This window comes from Microbacterium testaceum (genome assembly GCF_020781835.1).
Classification (GTDB): Bacteria; Actinomycetota; Actinomycetes; order Actinomycetales; family Microbacteriaceae; genus Microbacterium; species Microbacterium testaceum_H.
In genome coordinates, this window is record NZ_JAJGNJ010000002.1 from 286,704 (window position 1) to 303,390 (window position 16,687).

A 16,687-nucleotide genomic window follows, 5' to 3' on the forward strand; every position below is an offset into this window, starting at 1 on the left:
CGCTGAGCCCGGGAGGAGACCGATGGATCTTGCTCCTGCACGAGGCGCCGCCACCATCGAAGAGGTCGCCGCGCGCGCCGGCGTCTCGCGTTCGACCGTGTCGCGGGTGGTGAACGGCTCGACCGCCGTTTCGCCGGCCGCGTTGGAAGCCGTGCGGCGCGCGATCGAGGAGCTGCAGTACGTCCCCAATCGCGCGGCCCGCTCACTCGCCAGTCGACAGACGCGGGCGATCGCCCTCGTCATCCCCGAGGACACCGACCGCTTCTTCGGCGACCCGTTCTTCGGCTCGATCGTCGCCGGTATCGGCGAGGTGATCGCGGAGTCCGACTACGTCATGAACATGCTCATCGCCAGCGACGACGCCAGCGCCAAAGCGCTGGGGTATCTGCGCGGCGGGAGCGTCGACGGTGCGATCGTGGCCTCGCACCACACCAGCGACACCTTCGTCGATCGTCTCGCCGACACCGTGCCCGTCGTCTACGGCGGGCGCCCGGCGCGTGTGCGTCCCACCGACCACTACGTCGACGTCGACAACGTGCAGGGCGGGCGGGATGCCACCCGCTACCTCCTCGATCGCGGTCACCGTCGCATCGCGACGGTGTCCGGGCCCTCGGACATGCCCGCCGGCATCGACCGCTTGCAGGGGTTCCGCGACGTGCTCGAGGAAGCCGGACTCGAACCGGTCGCCGTGGAGGACGGTGACTTCACCGAGATCGGCGGTGCCGCGGCGATGCGGCGGATCCTGGCATCCGGAGATCTTCCCGACGCGCTGTTCGTCGCGAGCGATCTGATGGCCCGCGGCGCGTACTCGGCGCTCCGCGAGCACGGGCACGAACCCGGGCGCGACATCGCGATCATCGGGTTCGACGACTCGGCGGTCGCGACCTCTCTCGTGCCGGCGCTGACGACCGTGCGGCAGCCGTCGCACGATCAGGGGCGCCAGATGGCCACCATGCTGCTCGAGGTGCTCGCCGGCCGCGTGACGCCGAACACCGCCATCCTGCCGACCGAGATCATCGAGCGCGGCTCGGCTTGAGGCTTCCGGCCGCCCGGGCGACATGCAATGGAGCGAGCCGCTACCCTGAGCGCAACACCGCGCGAAACCCGAATCCGCGCCGGTGCCGGAAGGATCGACGATGCGTCGATGGAGAATGGCCGCCGCGCTCGCGACCGTGGTCGTCGTCGCGGGTCTGGCCGGATGCGCCGCCGAGGAGGCCGCGCCGGTTGCGACGGAGACGTCCACTCCCACCGTGACGGTGGAGACCCCGAGCGCCTCGCCCAGCCCCACGCCCTCGGTGACGGCCGCCAGCGTGGCGGCCAACATCCCGGCATCCTGTGACGAGCTCGGCACCGCGAGCAGTCGGGCCGAGACCGTCGGCGACCTCACCGCCCAGCACGCGGACGGATTCATCCGCCCCGCGCCGGCCGACGCCCGCACGGCGCTGTCGTGCAACTGGATCCAGGAGGAGGCGGCCGCCGTCCTGCTGATCATCAGCACCGCGACCGATGTCCACGTCACGGAGGGGCTCGACGCGCTGGCATCCGACGGCTACCAGTGCCAGCCCGCACAGGACTTCGGTGCGCAGTACTGCATGCGCCCGGGTGACGCCGCCGGCACGGAAGACGTGATCGTGGCGTGCGACGACGTGTGGATCTACCTCGAGACCGTGAACGTCAACGCGCGGGCGTGGCTGTCCGACATCGCGGCGCAGATCTTCGGCTGAGTCCGGGGGCGCTCAGCCGTCGGTCGCGCGGTCGCGCCGCAGCGGCTGCTGGTACACGTCGGGGACGTCGTCGCCGTCGGCATCCACCTCTTCCTCCGCCGCGAGCTGCTTGTAGCGACGGTTGCGCACGAGCAGGACGCTGGCGGCGAGGAGGGATGCCAGGAGCGAAGCGACCATGATCGCGATCTTCGCGTCGTCGGTGTGCGGCGAACCGGCGGGGAAGCTGAGCTCGGCGATCAGCAGCGACACCGTGAACCCGATGCCCGCGAGCAGGCCCACGCCGGCCAGATCGATCCACTTCAACGCCGGATCGAGACGCACCTTCGTCACGAGCGTGAGCACGCGGACCCCGAGCAGGATGCCGAGCGGCTTGCCCAGCACGAGACCGGCGACGACACCGATCGTCACCGGGTCGGTCACCGCCCGGGTGAGTCCCTCCGCACCGCCGATCGCGACGCCCGCGGCGAAGAACGCGAAGATCGGCACCGCGACACCCGCCGACAGGGGGCGGAAGCGGTGCTCGAACTGCTCGGCGAGGTCCATTCCGCGGATCTCGGGCCGACGCTTCGACGGAGCCACCGGGATCGTGAACGCCAGCGCGACGCCCGCGATCGTCGCGTGCACGCCCGAGGCATGCAGGAACGCCCACGCCGCGAAGCCGATCGGCAGCAGCACCACCCACGCGGCCCACGGTGTCCGTGCGAACCAGGCGCGACCGAGGTGCGCGATGACGCCGTAGATGGCGACGAGGACCGCGAAGATCGCAAGCGGCACCAGCGAGATGTCGCTGGTGTAGAACAGCGCGATGATCGCGATCGCGATGAGGTCGTCGACGACAGCGAGCGTGAGCAGGAAGATGCGCAGCGGACCGGGCAGGTGCGACCCGACGAGGGCGAGCACGGCGACGGCGAACGCGATGTCGGTCGCGGCGGGGATCGCCCACCCGGCCAGCAGGCTCGGCTGCGACGACACGATCACGACGTAGATGAGCGCCGGCATGGCGACACCCGCGGCGGCGGCCGTGATCGGCACGATCGCCGTGCTGAACCGGCGCAGGCTCCCGGACACGATCTCTCGCTTGAGCTCGAGACCGACGAGGAAGAAGAAGATCGCGAGCAGGCCGTCGGCCGCCCACGCGCCCACGCTCAGCTCCAGGTGCCACGGCTCATAGCCGAAGCGCAGGTCGCGCAGGACGAAATACGCGTCGGAGGCGGGCGAGTTGGCCCAGACGATCGCGGCGATCGCGGCGATCACCAGCAGCATGCCGCCGACCGCTTCGCGACGCAGCAGCGTGGTGACGCGGTGGACCTCGGCGTAGCCCGGCCAGCGTGGCGCTCGGACGTCGTTCTCGGTCATGGCATCCCTTCGGGGTCGATCGACAGATCGTCGACCAGACTTCCCGACACGCCTCGTCCATTCTACCGGGGTGGTCTGGATGAACCCCGCGGGCCGCCGGATCGGCCGGCGTCAGTCCTCTTCGGGGTTGAAGTTCGATGCGGTGTCGGAGCGGCCGGCCGCGACGCCGTTCGGAGAGTCGGGGATCGTCCCGTCGGTACCGAGGCCGCCGGGCTTGGGCGCGCCGTCGGTGTCCGACGGCGAGACCTCGACGTCGGCGCCTTCGTAGGAGTTCTCGTCGGCCGCGGCTTGCGAGGGGTCGGTTCCGGATGCCATGGGCTCTCCTTTCTCGTCGTCGGGGGCGAGGCGGGCCGGCCGCCGTCGCCGGGGCCGTCGACGCTAGCCGCTCACGGTCCCGCCCCGAACCCGGTTGCGGCCGGGCGTCGGGTGTGCAGGCGTCCAGGACGCCGAACGCGCACGCCCCGACCGGGGACGTGCGCGTTCCCGCCGGTCGTGGTCAGGCCGACAGCGTCGCGGGCTGCTGGACGACGAGACGGTCGCCCTCCCAGGCCACGGGCATGGGGTCGGTGATGCCGCCGACGAACCGGCCGTCGGGGCCGACGTTGCGGAACGCCAGCAGCTGCCATCGCCCGTCCCGACCGCGGATCAGGCGGCCGACGTAGAGGTCGTCGTCGGTCAGAGGCGTCGCCGACGCGATGTCGAACGGGCCGAGAACGCTGTCGGCGGCGACCGCCCACACCGCGCCGCGCGGGTACCGGGCGCGCACGGCATCCGTCGCCTGCGCCGGCATGCACGAGAACAGCAGGACCGGACGGCCGTCGACCTCTTCGACCTGCGTCACTTCGAGCTGGCCGAAGCCGTCGTCGGTCGGCGTGCTGACCGGCGCGCGCAGCTCCCAGTGCTCCAGATCGTGCGAGACGGCGTGCGCGACGACACCTCGGCCGTTCACCGGGCCCTCGGTCGCTCGTGCCGTGACGTACATGTGCCAGCCGTCGCCCGCGGGGTCGGCGAACACCCACGGATCGCGGAACGCCTCGTCGTGCCACGGCGTGTGCGGGAGCCGCTCGTACCGATCGCCGTCGGACTCGAGGATCGGGTTCGCGGGGTTCTTGTGCCATGTGTACAGGTCGTCGCTGGTCGCGAACCCGATCCGCTGCACGTTGCGGCCGTCGTCGCCCAGACGGGAGCCGGTGTAGAAGAGGAACCAGGTGCCGTCCTCCCGGCGCACGGTCGAGCCGGTCCAGGTGGCGAGGGCATCGAAGTCGTCGGCCCCGCCGCGCACGATCGCGTCGGCGACACGCTTCCACGACACCAGGTCGGTCGAGACGGCGTGCCCCACCGAGGCGCGGTAGTGACGGTCCTCCGGGTCGTGCAGGGCGCGCGAGGCGTACAGGAAGAACAGATGGTAGGCGTCGCCGTCGTCGGCGAACCAGAAATCCCACACGTAGGAATCGGCGAGGTCGAACACGTCAGGCACTCTCTTTCGTCGCAGCAGTCCGCTGCAGGTCTTCACGGGTCGGGGGGTCCATGCCTTCGCGGGCCACCGTGATGGCGGCGGCCCGTGCGGCGCGGTGGAGGAGGGGAGGAAGGGTGTCGGCATCCAGGCCGCGCACGCGCGTGCGCAGGGTGTCGGTGTCGCCCGCGAGATCGAGGATGCCGTCGAGCAGGGCGCCCATGAACGTGTCGCCCGCGCCGACGGTGTCGACGACCGTGGTCGGCACCGCGGGGACGTGGATCCGCGCGTGCGCCGTGACGGCGAGCGAGCCGTCACCGCCGTCGGTGATGACGACCAGGCCGGCGCCGAGCTCGACCCACCGCTGCGCGACGTCGACGGCAGCATCTGCCGGGTAGAGCCACTCGGCGTCTTCGATGCTGGCCTTGACCACGTCGCTGAGCGCCACGAGCGCCTCGACGCGGGTGCGGGCGTCGTCGACGCCGCCGGTGAGGGCGGGGCGGATGTTCGGGTCGTAGCTCACCAGCGCCGTCGCGCGGGCGCGCTCGGCGGCCGCACGGACTTCGTCCGCCCCCGGCGCGAGCGTCGCGGCGACCGATCCGGTGTGGAAGACGCGCGCATCCGGCACCTCGACCGGCGACGGCAGCACCCAGTCGATGTCGAAGTCGTACGTCGCGTTGCCCCGTGCATCGATGAGGGCGCGGGCCGTCGCGGTTCGCGTCGGCGTCCCCGCCGGCCGGAGGGCGACTCCGGATGCCGTGACCCAGCCCTCCAGCGCGCGGCCGCGTTCGTCCTCGGCCACGCGGGCCACGAGGGCGGCGCGTCGTCCGAGCCGGCCGAGGGCGACGGAGACGTTGGCCGGGCTTCCGCCGGGGCGCTCGGCCGCCCCGGCGGAAGTGGTGACGATGTCGATCAGTGCTTCGCCGAGCACGGCGACATCGAACTCTGGGCTCACCCCTTGACCCCGCTCGCGGCGATGCTGCTGACGAACGCGCGCTGGAAGACCAGGAACACGATCAGCACCGGCAGCGTGATCAGGGATGTGTAGGCCATGACCTCGCCCCATGCGGTGTTGAGCTGGAAGAAGTACTGCATACCCACCATGACCGGCCGCAGCTCCTCCTTCTGCACCACCATCAGCGGCCAGAGGTACTGGTTCCACGCGGGCAGGAACGTCAGGATCGCGACGGTGGCGAACGCCGGGCCCGACAGTGGGACGATGATCCGGCGGTAGATCGTGAACCAGCTCGCGCCGTCGATCCGGGCGGCCTCGTCGAGCGAGGTGGGGATGGTGGAGAAGTACTGCGCGAACAGGAAGATCGAGAACGCGTTCGCGATGAACGGCACGATCTGCACCTGGTAGGTGTTCAGCCATCCGAAGTCGTACTTCAGGACACCGCCCTCCATGACCAGGGTCGGCAGCTGGTTGACCCAGTAGACCATCGGCACCGCGATCGTCTCGAAGGGCACGATGAGCGTCGCGATCACCAGGGCCATGACCACGACGCGCCCCTTCCACCGCAGACGCGACAGGGCGAAGCCGGCGAGGGAGTTCACGATCAGGCCGAGCCCGACGGTGAGCACCGTCACGAGGATCGAGTTGAACAGGAACTGCGCGACCGGCACGCGGTCGAAGACGCCGAAGTAGTTGTCGAGGCTGATGTCGCCGACCGGCAGGAACGCCGCGGGCGAGTCGATGTCGCGCAGGATCTGCGCGTCGGGCTTCAGGCTCGACACGAACATGAACACCAGCGGGAAGAGGAAGAAGACCGCGAGGATCGACATCGACATGTAGGTGAGGATGCGACCGCGACGGCCCTCCGCGACGCGGGTGCGCCCGCGCGGGGAGTCGGCGTCGGTGCGCGCGGGGCGCGTCGCCCGGCGAGGGCGCTCGAGGGTGCCGGTCATGTCAGTTCTTCTCTCGGGTCAGCCAGCGCTGGATGAGCGCGATGATCAGCACGGCTACGAAGAACAGGAGGGAGATCGCGGCGGCGTAGCCGATCTCCTGCTGCTCGTAACCCTTGCGCACGGCGTGGAACACGACGGTCGACGTCGAGTTGAGGGGACCGCCCTGAGTCATCACGTCGACCTGGACGAACAGGCCGAGGGCGGCGATCGTGATGGTGACGAGGACGAACACCATCGTGGGACGCAGCCCCGGCCAGGTGACGTTGGTGAACTGCCGCCATCGGCTCGCGCCGTCCATGCGCGCGGCCTCGTACAGCTCCTCGGGGATGGTCTGGAGTCCCGCGAGCCAGATGATCATGTGGAACCCCACCGCTTGCCAGATCGAGAGCACGATGATCGCGCCGAGCGCGGTGCTCGGGTCGTTGAGCCAGTCGGCGCCCTTCCACGCCCCGAAGGTCAGGGTGTCGATCATCGAGTTGATGAGCCCGTCGCTCTGGTACATGAAACGCCACAGGATCGACACCACGACGATCGAGGTGACCACCGGGACGAAGAACACCACGCGGAAGAACGTCGTGCCGCGCAACCTCTGGTTCACCAGGATCGCCAGGAACAGGCCCAGACCGGCCTGCACCGGGACGACGACGAGCGCGAAGAGGAAGGTGTTCAGTGCCGACTGCAGGAACACCGGGTCGGCCGTGAACGCGCGCAGGAAGTTGTCGAACCCGACGAAGCGCGGCGGGTTGGGGGAGATGAGTCGGGCGTTGGTGAACGAGAGCGTGAACGCCAGCAGCACGGGGATGATGAGGAACAGCACGAGCAGGAGCGCGGCGGGGGCCATCATCGCCAGGCCCGCCCACGTCTCGCGGCCGCGTGCGGAACGCAGACGGCGGAGGGATCGACGCGGCTGCTCCGCCGCGGCGACCGGGGGTGACACGGTCATCAGGTTCTTCTTTCGCGGGGTGCGGTGGGGGCCGGGTGGGCCCCCACCGCTGACGCGGCGCTACTTCGCGCCGTAGCCGTCGTTGGACTCGATGTTGGTGTCGATCTCGGTGACCGCGGCATCCAGAGCCGACTGCACGTCGGCGCCGTTCATGATGTCCTTGGCCGCCGTCTCGAACGTGGTCGAGATGACCGCGTACGCGGGCGTCTCGGGGCGCAGCACGGCGTACTCCTGGGAGAACTCGGCGAACGGACGCAGGACCCCGTCGGTGGAGTTGAAGTACTTCGACGCCTCGGTCGCGGACTCGGTGGCCGGGATGACGATCTGCTCGTCGGCGAAACGGGTGATGTACTTGTCGTCGAAGCTGAACTCCAGGTACTGGCGCGCGCCCTCGGCGTCGTTGCACGACGACGAGATGCCCCACTGCCACGAGCCGCCGCCGATCTTGGGCCCGTTGCCGAGGTCCGGCGGCGGGAGGATCAGCAGGTCGTCTCCCACGGCGTCCACCGCGGCCAGGCCGTTCCATACGCCCGTGTAGCTCAGGGCGACCTTGTCGTCGACGAACTCCTGGTTGCCCACGGTGCCACCGCTGTTGGCGTAGCCCTTCTCGAACAGCGACTGGAACCACTCGCCCCACTTCACGGCATCCGGGCCGTTGAGGGCGCCGTCGGCGGTGAGCATCGTGTCGCGGTCGATGAGGTCGCCGCCGAAGCTCTGCAGGAACGGCGAGTAGGCGTAGGGCCACCACTCGCCCTTGTCCTCGGCGCCGATGTCGATCGGGGTGTCGTACCCGGCGGCCTTCAGCGTGGCCAGGGCCGCATCGAACTCCGCCGCGGTCCACGGCTGCTCGATCGTGGGGATGCGGATGCCGTTGGCATCCAGGACCGACTTGCGGGCGAAGATGCCCAGAGCGGCGTCCCAGTACCCGGCCGAGTAGATCTCGCCGTCGTACTTTCCGACGGCGGTCGGCAGCAGCTTGTCGGTGATGTCACTGGAGAGGCCGAGCGGCTGCAGGTAGTTCGCCCACGCCCAGTTGGGCATGATCGGACCGTCGAGGTCGAGCAGGCACGGAAGGTCGCCCGAGGCCGCCGCCGCGACGATCGCGTCGTTGTAGGCGCCCTGCGGGAACGACTCCGTCTTGACCTCGTACGTGTCCTGTGAGGCGTTGAAGTCGCTGATGATCTGCTCGTAGACCGCGAGCTCGGCGGGGTTGCCCGCCGAGTGGGTCCACATCGTCAGCACGGTCCGACCGTCTTCGGTCGTGGCGCCGCCCTGACCGGCTTGACCGCAGCCGGTCAGCACCAGCGCGGCAGCCACGCCGGTCGCGGCGAGCGGGATGAAGGACTTCTTCATCGTGTTCCTTTCGGTTCGCGGCGACATCGCTGTCGCCATCGTGAGGGGCCGCCGGAGCGGCGTCAGTCCGCCGCCCGGGGTTCCCGCGCGCTGCCGAGGGGCGCGGGAGGGCCGACGGAAGCCCGACGAACGATCGGGCAGTCCATGAGGTAGGGGGAGTCGAGGGAGGCCTCGCGGAGGCCGAGGGCGACCTCCATCGCCCATCGGCCCATGGCCGCGTGGGGGAGCGAGACGGTGGTGAGCGGGGGGTCGAGTTCCGCCGCGATCAGCTGCTGGTCGTCGTAGCCGACGAGCGAGATATCGTCGGGGACCCGGATGCCATGGCGGTGCGCCCACGACATCACCCCGGCCGCGATGCGGTCGTTGAAGGCGAAGATGCCGGTCGGACGCTGCGCGGGCGGGAGGGCGAACAGTGCGGCGGTCGCTTCCTGGCCCCCCGCCGCCGAGGTGGGGGAGAAGACGTGCAGCGCCGGGTCGGGTGCGATCCCGGCCTCCGCGAGGACGTCGAGATAGCCGCGCAGACGCAGCTCGGCGGCGACCGGGCGGTCCTCGTCGTTGTCGATGAAGGCGATGCGGCGGTGGCCGGCGTCGACCAGCTCCTGCGTCGCCGCGCGTCCGCCCGCGTAGTCGTCCGGGACGACGGCGGGGTACCCGCCTTCCTCCGGTCGGCAGTCCAGGAACACCGTTCCCGCCGGTAGGCCCTCGGGGGCGGGGATCACCCGGTGGTACATCGAGGCGTAGACCATGCCGTCGACGCGGTGGTTCACGAGCGTGGAGATCGCATCGGACTCGATCTCCGGGTGCCCGTCGGTGTCGACGAAGATCACCAGGCGTCCGTTCTCGCGCGCCACCTCCTGCGCGCCGGCGAGCATGCGCCCGGCGAAGGGGGTCGTCGCGATGCGGTCGGATACCAGGCCGATCGTCCCCGTCACGCGCGTGCGCAGACTGCGGGCGATCGGGTTGGGCGAGTAACCGACCTCGTCGGCGACGCGGCGCACGCGCTCCTTGGTCTCGTCGGAGATGCGGGATTCGGCGTTGTTGAGCACGAGCGAGACCGTGGCCGGAGACACGCCCGCGGCCTTCGCCACGTCGGCGAGACGCACTCGGCTCATGACATCACCCCTCATTGGATAATCGATTTATCGCCGCGATAAACCGATTTATCAACGACCGAGATCAGTGTGGGGTCTCGGCCGCGGTGGTGTCAAGTAACGATCGCGTCTCGCACGCGCCCGCGTACCCCCAGATCGCGTGATCTCGCCGAGCGCGCGGCCTGATCTGCCCGCGCGTGCGGCCAGGTGAGCGGAACGGCGCGGATGCCACACGCCGCCCCGGGATCAGGACGGGTCGCCGCCCAGAGGGCCGACGGCCGGGATCGGCCCGCCGTCGTCGGCGCCGGTCGCGCGGGCGCGGGCGATCGCGTTCCCCAGGTGGTAGATCACCAGGGCCGCGGCCGAGCCGAGCACGATCGCGCCGAGCTGGAAGTCGCCCCATTGCATCGTGAACCCGGCGATCGCCAGCACGAGCGCGACCGCGCCGGTGTACTGGTTGACCGGCCGCGAGAAGTCGACGCGGTTATCCACCCAGATCTTGATGCCGATGATGCCGATGAGGCCGTACAACGCCGTCGTCACGCCGCCGAGAACACCGGCGGGGATGGTGTTGAAGACGGCGCCGACCTTCGGCGACAGGCTCAGCACGATCGCCGTGACGCCCGCGACCCAGTACACGGCCGTCGAGTAGACGCGCGTCGCCGCCATGACGCCGATGTTCTCGCCGTACGTCGTCGTGCCCGACCCGCCGAACGTGCCCGCCAGGGTCGTGGCCGCACCGTCGGCGATCAGCGCCCGCCCGGTGGAGCGGTTCGCCGTGGCATCCGTCATCGCCGCCACACCCCGCACGTGCCCGACGTTCTCGGCCACGAGCACCAGCACCACGGGGAGGAACATCGCGATGACCGACCAGGTCTGCGGCGATGCGAAGTCGGCGATCTGGAACTCGGGGAGCCCGATCCACGGCGCCGCCTCGACCGCGGCGAAGTCGATGAGCTGTTCGCCCGTGCCGGCCTGGATCAGCACCGTGGCGACGTACCCCACGATCACGCCGAGGAAGATCGAGATGCGGCCGAGGAATCCGCGGAACAGGACGCTGAACAGGATCACGGCGACGAGGGTGATCGTGCCCGGCAACGGCTGCAGCTGGAAGTTCTGCCAGGCCACCGGCGCCAGATTGAAGCCGATGAGGGCCACGATCGCTCCCGCCACGACGGGCGGCATGACCTTGTCGACCCAGCCGAGACCGGCGAACTGCACGATGAAGCCGATGGCCATGAGCAGGATGCCGACGGCCACGATGCCCGCGAGGGCCGAGCCGAACCCGGCGGTCGCGGTGGCTGCGGTCACCGGTGCGATGAACGCGAACGACGAACCGAGGTAGCTCGGGAGGCGGTTGCGGGTCACCAGGAGGAACAGGAGGGTCCCCACGCCCGAGAACAGCAGCGTCGTCGACACCGGGAAGCCGGTGAGCACGGGCACGAGGAAGGTCGCGCCGAACATGGCGATGACGTGCTGCAGGCCGATCGCGATCGTCGCCCCCCAGTTCAGGCGCTCCCCCGGGGCGACGACGGCTCCCGGCTCGACGGTGCGCCCGTTTCCGTGCAGCTTCCACTGGAACATGTGTTTCTCCTCGCGGTGGGGGTGGATGCCCGAGATCACACGTTCGGGCCGAAAGAATACGTTGCGGCCGACCGGAACGTATGCGCTCGACCCGAACGTGTGCGTTCGACGCGCGGCGCCGCGCGACGGCACCGGAGCCGGGGCCGGAGCCGGGGCCTCAGGACGTCAGTCGTTCGAGCAGCTCGGCGTAGCGGGCGCGGGTGCGCGTGACGATGTCGTCGGGGAGGGTGGGGGGCTCGCCCTGCTTGTCCCAGGTCGCGGCGAGCCAGTCGCGCACGATCTGCTTGTCGAAGCTCACCATGCGTTCGGCGGGGGTCGTGCCGGTGCGCCACGCCTCGGCATCCCAGTACCGCGAGGAGTCCGACGTCAGCACCTCGTCCGCCAGGGTCAGCACGCCGTCGGCGTCGAAGCCGAACTCGAACTTCGTGTCGGCGAGGAGCAGCCCGCGAGCCTCGGCCGTGGCGGCGGCTCGCCGGTAGATCTCCAGCGACAGGTCGCGCAGGGCGGCGGCGGTGTCTTCGCCGACGAGCTCTGCCGACCGTTCGAACGTGATGTTCTCGTCGTGCTCGCCCATCGGCGCCTTGTATGCCGGGGTGTACAGCGGTTCGGGCAGCCGGTCGCCGTCGCCGAGCCCCTCGGGAAGGGGGATGCCGCACACCGTGCGCGACGCCTGGTACTCGGCCCAGCCCGACCCGGTGAGATAGCCGCGCACGACGCACTCGATCGGCTGCATGTGGAGCGACCGCACGAGCATGGCGCGTCCCCGCACGGCATCCGGGATCAGCTCGACGGCGTCGTCGCCCTCGAGCACGTGGTCGGCGGCGAGATGATTCGGGATGCCGCGTCCGCCGTCGGCGCCCGCCAGCTGATCGAACCACCACAGGCTCAGCGTCGTCAGCAGTACGCCCTTGTCGGGGATGCCCGGGCTCAGGACGTGGTCGAACGCGCTGACCCGATCGCTCGCGACCACCAACAGGTGTGCGGGGGCGGCTCCGTCGGCGGTGTCGGTGGGGACGTAGAGGTCGCGGACCTTGCCCGAGTACACGTGGCGCCAGCCGTCGAGCGCGAGGGGGGGAACGGGGGTCACCCGCTCATTATCCCGGTTCGACCGCGGCGGCGAAGGCCGCGAGGACACAGATTTTGTCACATCCCACCCGTGTGCGCCCTCCCCCCTGCTCGCGGGTGGGGCGGTGGGTAGCGTCGAAGCATGACCGAGGCGACACCCGACACCGAGGCATCCATCGACCCGCATGCCGGCAGTTCCCACCGCACCCTGCGCGGCTGGGTGTTCTGGCCCGCCGCCGCGATCGCGCTGGCGTTCATCGCCTTCGCGCTGATCTTCCCGGCCGCCGCGGAGGCGGCGTTCGGCGCCCTGCAGACGGCCATCGTCTCGGCGTTCAACTGGTATTACGTGCTCATCGCGGCCTTCTTCGTCGCCTTCGCGCTCACCATGGGATTCAGTCGTTTCGGCCGCATCAAGCTCGGCGCGGACGATGACGAGCCGGAGTTCTCGACGATGTCGTGGTTCGCGCTCCTGTTCGCGGCGGGCATGGGCATCGGCCTGGTCTTCTACGGCGTGAGCGAGCCGCTCAGCCACTTCGCCTCGCCCCGGCCCGGGGTCGAAGGCACCGACACGGAGCTCGCCCAGCAGGCGATGTCGCAGACGTTCCTGCACTGGGGTGTGCACGCGTGGTCGATCTATGTCGTGCTGGGACTCGCCCTCGCCTATGCCTTCCACCGCCGGAAGCGCCCGCGCACCATCCGCTGGGCGCTCGAGCCGATCCTCGGCGCGCGTCTCGTGCAGGGCGGCTGGGGGAACGCGATCGACGTGGCCGCTCTCGTGGGCACGCTGTTCGGGGTGGCGACCTCGCTCGGCCTCGGCGTCATCCAGATCAGCGCCGGCCTGGACTTCCTCGGGGTCGTGCCGCCTTCGATCATCAGCCAGGCCATCCTCATCGGCATCATCACCGGGTTCGTGCTGTTCTCGGTGCTGTCGGGGGTCGGCCGCGGCATGAAGTGGCTGTCGAACATCAATCTCGTGCTCGCGGGTGTGCTGATGCTGTTCCTGCTGTTCGTCGGGCCGACCGAGTTCCTGCTGCGCGATGTCGTGCAGTCCATCGGGAACTACATCCAGAACTTCATCGGCCTGTCCTTCACGGTGAGCGCTTACACCGGCGAAGCGGGCGTCGCCTGGCAGGGCGCGTGGACCGCGTTCTACTGGGGCTGGTGGATCTCGTGGGCGCCCTTCGTCGGCATCTTCATCGCGCGCATCTCACGCGGGCGCACGGTGCGGGAGTTCGTCACCGGCGTGATCCTGGTGCCCACGCTCGTCGGCATCCTGTGGTTCACGGTGCTCGGTGGATCGGCGATCTACGCGGAGCTGGCGGGGTCGGCGACGTTCGTCGGCGAGGACGGGACGGTGGATGTCTCGACGGCGCTGTTCCAGCTTCTGGAAACGGTGCCCGGTTCGGCGATCCTCACCGTCGGCTTCCTCATCCTCATCGGGATCTTCTTCATCACCTCAGCCGATTCCGGCGCCCTGGTGATGAGCATGATCGCCACGGGCGGGGAGGAGACGCCCCCGCGTTGGACTCGCATCTTCTTCACCCTCGCGACCGCCGTGATCGCTCTCGCGCTCCTCATCGCGGGCGGGCTGACGGCGCTGCAGACGGCGGCCATCAGTATCGCGCTGCCGTTCAGCCTGGTGCTGCTGGCGATCTGCTGGGCCACGGTCGTGGCGTTCCGGCGCGAGATCAAGGCCTACGACCGCGCCCAGCGGGCTCGGTTCCGCGATCAGATCGGCGAGCACTACGGACTCGAGGTCGAGGAGGCGAACCGGCGCGGGATCTTCGGCATCCCCGTGCGGCGCCGCCGTCCTCGCACGCCCGACACCGACGCTCCCACGTCCTAGTCCGGACGCCGCGTCCTCGTCCGGGCGCCGCGTCTCGCCCGGGCGCCGGGTCCGCCTCCGGCGCGCCGAGATCCATCGCGATTCCCCCTTCTTCCGGGGTGTCCGTGCGGTATAGTCCATCTGGACTAGTCAGCACGGACCATGGAGGGTGGATGCCGGACACCACGCGACTCACCCCGCTCGCGGTCATGCTTCTGGCGACCCTGCGCGAGGGCGACATGCACCCGTACGAGCTGCTGCGGCTGCTCCGCGATCGGCGCGACGACCGACTCGTCCCGCTGCAGAAGGGCACGACCTACCACACGATCGGTCGTCTCGAGCGGGAGGGACTGATCGCCGAGGTCGGTGTCGATCGCGAGGGCAATCGCCCCGAGCGCACCACCTACACGCTCCTCGACGCGGGGCGGAAGGCCGTGGAGGCCTGGGTGCGCGCAGAGCTGCCGCAGATCGACCGGCCCGGCGACTTCCGCGTCGCGCTCTCCGAAGCGCACAACCTCGACCGCGACGACGTCGTCGCGCTCCTCGACCGGCGACGGGAACTCCTCATCGCCTCCCGCGACGAGCACCGCGCCGGGCTGTCCCGCGCCCGTGACCGAGCGGTTCCCCGCCAGTACATGATCGAGGTCGAGCGGCAGGCCGCTCTCCTCGACGCCGAACTCGCCTGGCAGGACTCCCTGCGCCACGGCCTGGTCGATGGCACCCTGCTCTGGGGCGTCGACGGCCACCCCCACCACCTCGAAGCATTCCGCGTCTCGAAGGAGACCCTCGCGTGACCGATTCCCGCGCCGCATCCGTGGCATCCGCTCCGCCCGAACGCAACCCGTGGCCCGCGCTCTGGGCGCTGGTCATCGGCTTCTTCATGATCCTCGTCGATACGACGATCGTCTCGGTGGCCAACCCCGCCATCAAGGCGGCTCTGGACCCGTCGACGAACAACCTCGACAACGTCGTGTGGGTCACCAGCGCCTACCTGCTGACGTACGCGGTGCCCCTGCTGGTCACCGGGCGTCTCGGTGATCGATTCGGCCCGAAGAACATCTATCTCGTCGGTCTGGCCATCTTCACGATCGCATCGCTCGCCTGCGGTCTCGCGACCTCGCTCGAGATGCTGATCGTCGCGCGGGCCGTCCAGGGACTCGGTGCAGCGCTCATGACGCCGCAGACCATGGCCGTCATCACGCGTACGTTCCCGCCCCAGCGCCGCGGCGCGGCCATGGGGCTGTGGGGCGCGACCGCGGGCGTCGCCACGCTCGTCGGACCGCTCGCCGGCGGTCTGCTCGTCGACGGCCTGGGTTGGGAATGGATCTTCTTCATCAACATCCCGGTCGGCGTCATCGGCTTCATCGCCGCGCTCGTGCTCGTGCCGCAGCTGCCGAAGTCGACCCACAAGTTCGACCTGCTCGGCGTCGCGCTGAGCGCCGTCGGTCTGTTCCTCATCGTGTTCGGGTTGCAGGAGGGCGAGCACTTCGACTGGGCGGCGTGGATCTGGGCGATGGTCGTCGCCGGTGTCGTCGTCATGGCGCTCTTCGTGTGGACGCAGGCCCGCACCAAGAGCGAACCGCTCGTGCCGCTGGACCTGTTCCGCGACCGGAACTTCTCGGTCGCCAACCTCGCGATCGCGGCGGTCGGCTTCACCGTGACGAGCATGGCCCTCCCGCAGATGTTCTACCTGCAGCTCGCCCGCGGACTGACGCCGACCGAGTCGGCGCTGCTGCTCATCCCGCTCGCGATCCTCTCCGGCGCGCTGGCGCCGTCGGCGGGCAAGCTCCTGGACCGCACCGACCCGCGCTTCCTGCTCGTCCCGGGTCTCCTGCTGGTCGGCGGTTCGCTCGTGCTGTACGCCGCGCTCATCTTCGCCGATGCTGCGGTCTGGGCCTTCCTGATCCCTTCGGCTCTGATGGGTATCGGAAACGCGGGCATGTGGGGACCGCTCGCCACCACCGCGACGCGCAACCTGCCTCCCCGCCAGGCCGGAGCCGGCGCGGGTATCTACAACACCACGCGCACCGTCGGATCCGTGATCGGCTCGGCATCCATCGCCGCGTTCATGCAGGCGCGTCTCGAGGCAAACCTGCCCGGGGCGGGGGATGCCACGGAGAGCTTCGGCTCCGGGTCCCTTCCTCCCCAGGTCGTCGAGGGCTTCGCCACCGCCATGGGGCAGGCGCTGCTCCTGCCGATCGGCGTGATCTTCCTCGGGCTGATCGCGGTGCTGTTCATGCGGCGCCCGTCGGTCATCCGGCCCCACGGCGCCCCGCGGGATGCCACGCCGGCGGCTCAGCCGGCGCCGTCGGCCCAGGGCGCCCCGGCGTCCGCCGGGGAGTAGCCCCGCGCCACGGCCTCCCGAATCGCCGGGACGTCATCGCG

Annotated in this window: 15 protein-coding genes; 5 read left to right on the plus strand and 10 right to left on the minus strand. The window is 70.0% G+C overall.

Features of this window, described 5'->3' with window-relative positions; genetic code table 11:
• Positions 1 to 22: 22 nt before the first annotated feature.
• Both LL239_RS03915 and LL239_RS03920 read left to right on the plus strand, forming a co-directional pair.
• Positions 23 to 1,036, plus strand: a complete 1,014-nt coding sequence (locus LL239_RS03915; protein ID WP_228162140.1) for a LacI family DNA-binding transcriptional regulator — start codon at positions 23 to 25, stop codon at positions 1,034 to 1,036.
• A gap of 100 nt (positions 1,037 to 1,136) precedes the next feature.
• A complete protein-coding gene (locus LL239_RS03920; protein ID WP_228162141.1) occupies positions 1,137 to 1,724 on the plus strand; it encodes a hypothetical protein in 588 nt (195 codons plus the stop codon).
• Positions 1,725 to 1,736: 12 nt separating this feature from the next.
• Here LL239_RS03920 and nhaA read toward each other — a convergent pair whose 3' ends face one another.
• From nhaA to LL239_RS03970, 10 genes are all read right to left on the minus strand, one after another.
• Positions 1,737 to 3,080 carry a Na+/H+ antiporter NhaA gene (gene nhaA, locus LL239_RS03925; protein WP_228162142.1) on the minus strand — a complete coding sequence of 448 codons (1,344 nt, stop codon included), beginning with the start codon at positions 3,078 to 3,080 and terminating at the stop codon, positions 1,737 to 1,739.
• A gap of 111 nt (positions 3,081 to 3,191) precedes the next feature.
• Positions 3,192 to 3,395, minus strand: a complete 204-nt coding sequence (locus LL239_RS03930) for a hypothetical protein (RefSeq protein WP_228162143.1) — start codon at positions 3,393 to 3,395, stop codon at positions 3,192 to 3,194.
• Positions 3,396 to 3,576: 181 nt separating this feature from the next.
• Positions 3,577 to 4,548: a glycoside hydrolase family 68 protein gene (locus LL239_RS03935; protein WP_228162327.1), complete on the minus strand. Its 972-nt coding sequence runs from the start codon at positions 4,546 to 4,548 to the stop codon at positions 3,577 to 3,579.
• Between the two features lies 1 nt (position 4,549).
• The gene (locus tag LL239_RS03940; RefSeq protein WP_228162144.1) at positions 4,550 to 5,488 is read right to left on the minus strand and encodes a PfkB family carbohydrate kinase; all 939 of its coding nucleotides are present in this window, start codon (positions 5,486 to 5,488) and stop codon (positions 4,550 to 4,552) included.
• Positions 5,485 to 6,441 (minus strand): carbohydrate ABC transporter permease, encoded by a 957-nt coding sequence (locus LL239_RS03945; protein WP_228162145.1) that lies wholly within the window; start codon positions 6,439 to 6,441, stop codon positions 5,485 to 5,487. Before LL239_RS03945 ends, LL239_RS03940 begins: the two co-directional genes overlap by 4 nt.
• 1 nt (position 6,442) lies before the next feature.
• Positions 6,443 to 7,384, minus strand: a complete 942-nt coding sequence (locus tag LL239_RS03950) for a carbohydrate ABC transporter permease (protein ID WP_228162146.1) — start codon at positions 7,382 to 7,384, stop codon at positions 6,443 to 6,445.
• 60 nt (positions 7,385 to 7,444) lie between these two features.
• On the minus strand, positions 7,445 to 8,737 hold the full coding sequence (locus tag LL239_RS03955; protein ID WP_228162147.1) for a sugar ABC transporter substrate-binding protein: 1,293 nt from the start codon (positions 8,735 to 8,737) through the stop codon (positions 7,445 to 7,447).
• A 62-nt stretch (positions 8,738 to 8,799) separates the two neighbouring features.
• Positions 8,800 to 9,849 carry a LacI family DNA-binding transcriptional regulator gene (locus LL239_RS03960; protein WP_228162148.1) on the minus strand — a complete coding sequence of 350 codons (1,050 nt, stop codon included), beginning with the start codon at positions 9,847 to 9,849 and terminating at the stop codon, positions 8,800 to 8,802.
• A gap of 225 nt (positions 9,850 to 10,074) precedes the next feature.
• Complete coding sequence (locus LL239_RS03965) at positions 10,075 to 11,412, minus strand: uracil-xanthine permease family protein (RefSeq protein ID WP_228162149.1); 1,338 nt, start codon at positions 11,410 to 11,412, stop codon at positions 10,075 to 10,077.
• Positions 11,413 to 11,569: 157 nt separating this feature from the next.
• Positions 11,570 to 12,499 (minus strand): phosphoribosylaminoimidazolesuccinocarboxamide synthase, encoded by a 930-nt coding sequence (locus LL239_RS03970; protein WP_228162150.1) that lies wholly within the window; start codon positions 12,497 to 12,499, stop codon positions 11,570 to 11,572.
• Between the two features lie 120 nt (positions 12,500 to 12,619).
• Between LL239_RS03970 and LL239_RS03975 the strand changes: the two genes are divergently transcribed.
• The 3 genes from LL239_RS03975 to LL239_RS03985 all read left to right on the plus strand — a co-directional run bounded on the left by LL239_RS03975 (position 12,620) and on the right by LL239_RS03985 (position 16,646).
• On the plus strand, positions 12,620 to 14,323 hold the full coding sequence (locus LL239_RS03975; RefSeq protein WP_228162151.1) for a BCCT family transporter: 1,704 nt from the start codon (positions 12,620 to 12,622) through the stop codon (positions 14,321 to 14,323).
• Positions 14,324 to 14,475: 152 nt separating this feature from the next.
• Positions 14,476 to 15,096 (plus strand): PadR family transcriptional regulator, encoded by a 621-nt coding sequence (locus LL239_RS03980; RefSeq protein ID WP_228162152.1) that lies wholly within the window; start codon positions 14,476 to 14,478, stop codon positions 15,094 to 15,096.
• On the plus strand, positions 15,093 to 16,646 hold the full coding sequence (locus tag LL239_RS03985) for an MFS transporter (protein WP_228162153.1): 1,554 nt from the start codon (positions 15,093 to 15,095) through the stop codon (positions 16,644 to 16,646). Before LL239_RS03980 ends, LL239_RS03985 begins: the two co-directional genes overlap by 4 nt.
• Positions 16,647 to 16,687 lie beyond the last annotated feature (41 nt).

What these genes read in the sequence shown, in the direction of transcription:
- LL239_RS03960 (WP_228162148.1), bottom strand. Translation starts at nt 9,849, where the DNA reads ATGAGCCGAGTGCGTCTCGCCGACGTGGCGAAGGCCGCGGGCGTGTCT.
- LL239_RS03950 (WP_228162146.1), bottom strand. Translation starts at nt 7,384, where the DNA reads ATGACCGTGTCACCCCCGGTCGCCGCGGCGGAGCAGCCGCGTCGATCC.
- LL239_RS03915 (WP_228162140.1), top strand. Translation starts at nt 23, where the DNA reads ATGGATCTTGCTCCTGCACGAGGCGCCGCCACCATCGAAGAGGTCGCC.
- LL239_RS03975 (WP_228162151.1), top strand. Translation starts at nt 12,620, where the DNA reads ATGACCGAGGCGACACCCGACACCGAGGCATCCATCGACCCGCATGCC.
- LL239_RS03980 (WP_228162152.1), top strand. Translation starts at nt 14,476, where the DNA reads ATGCCGGACACCACGCGACTCACCCCGCTCGCGGTCATGCTTCTGGCG.
- LL239_RS03930 (WP_228162143.1), bottom strand. Translation starts at nt 3,395, where the DNA reads ATGGCATCCGGAACCGACCCCTCGCAAGCCGCGGCCGACGAGAACTCC.
- LL239_RS03920 (WP_228162141.1), top strand. Translation starts at nt 1,137, where the DNA reads ATGCGTCGATGGAGAATGGCCGCCGCGCTCGCGACCGTGGTCGTCGTC.
- LL239_RS03955 (WP_228162147.1), bottom strand. Translation starts at nt 8,737, where the DNA reads ATGAAGAAGTCCTTCATCCCGCTCGCCGCGACCGGCGTGGCTGCCGCG.
- LL239_RS03945 (WP_228162145.1), bottom strand. Translation starts at nt 6,441, where the DNA reads ATGACCGGCACCCTCGAGCGCCCTCGCCGGGCGACGCGCCCCGCGCGC.
- nhaA (WP_228162142.1), bottom strand. Translation starts at nt 3,080, where the DNA reads ATGACCGAGAACGACGTCCGAGCGCCACGCTGGCCGGGCTACGCCGAG.
- LL239_RS03965 (WP_228162149.1), bottom strand. Translation starts at nt 11,412, where the DNA reads ATGTTCCAGTGGAAGCTGCACGGAAACGGGCGCACCGTCGAGCCGGGA.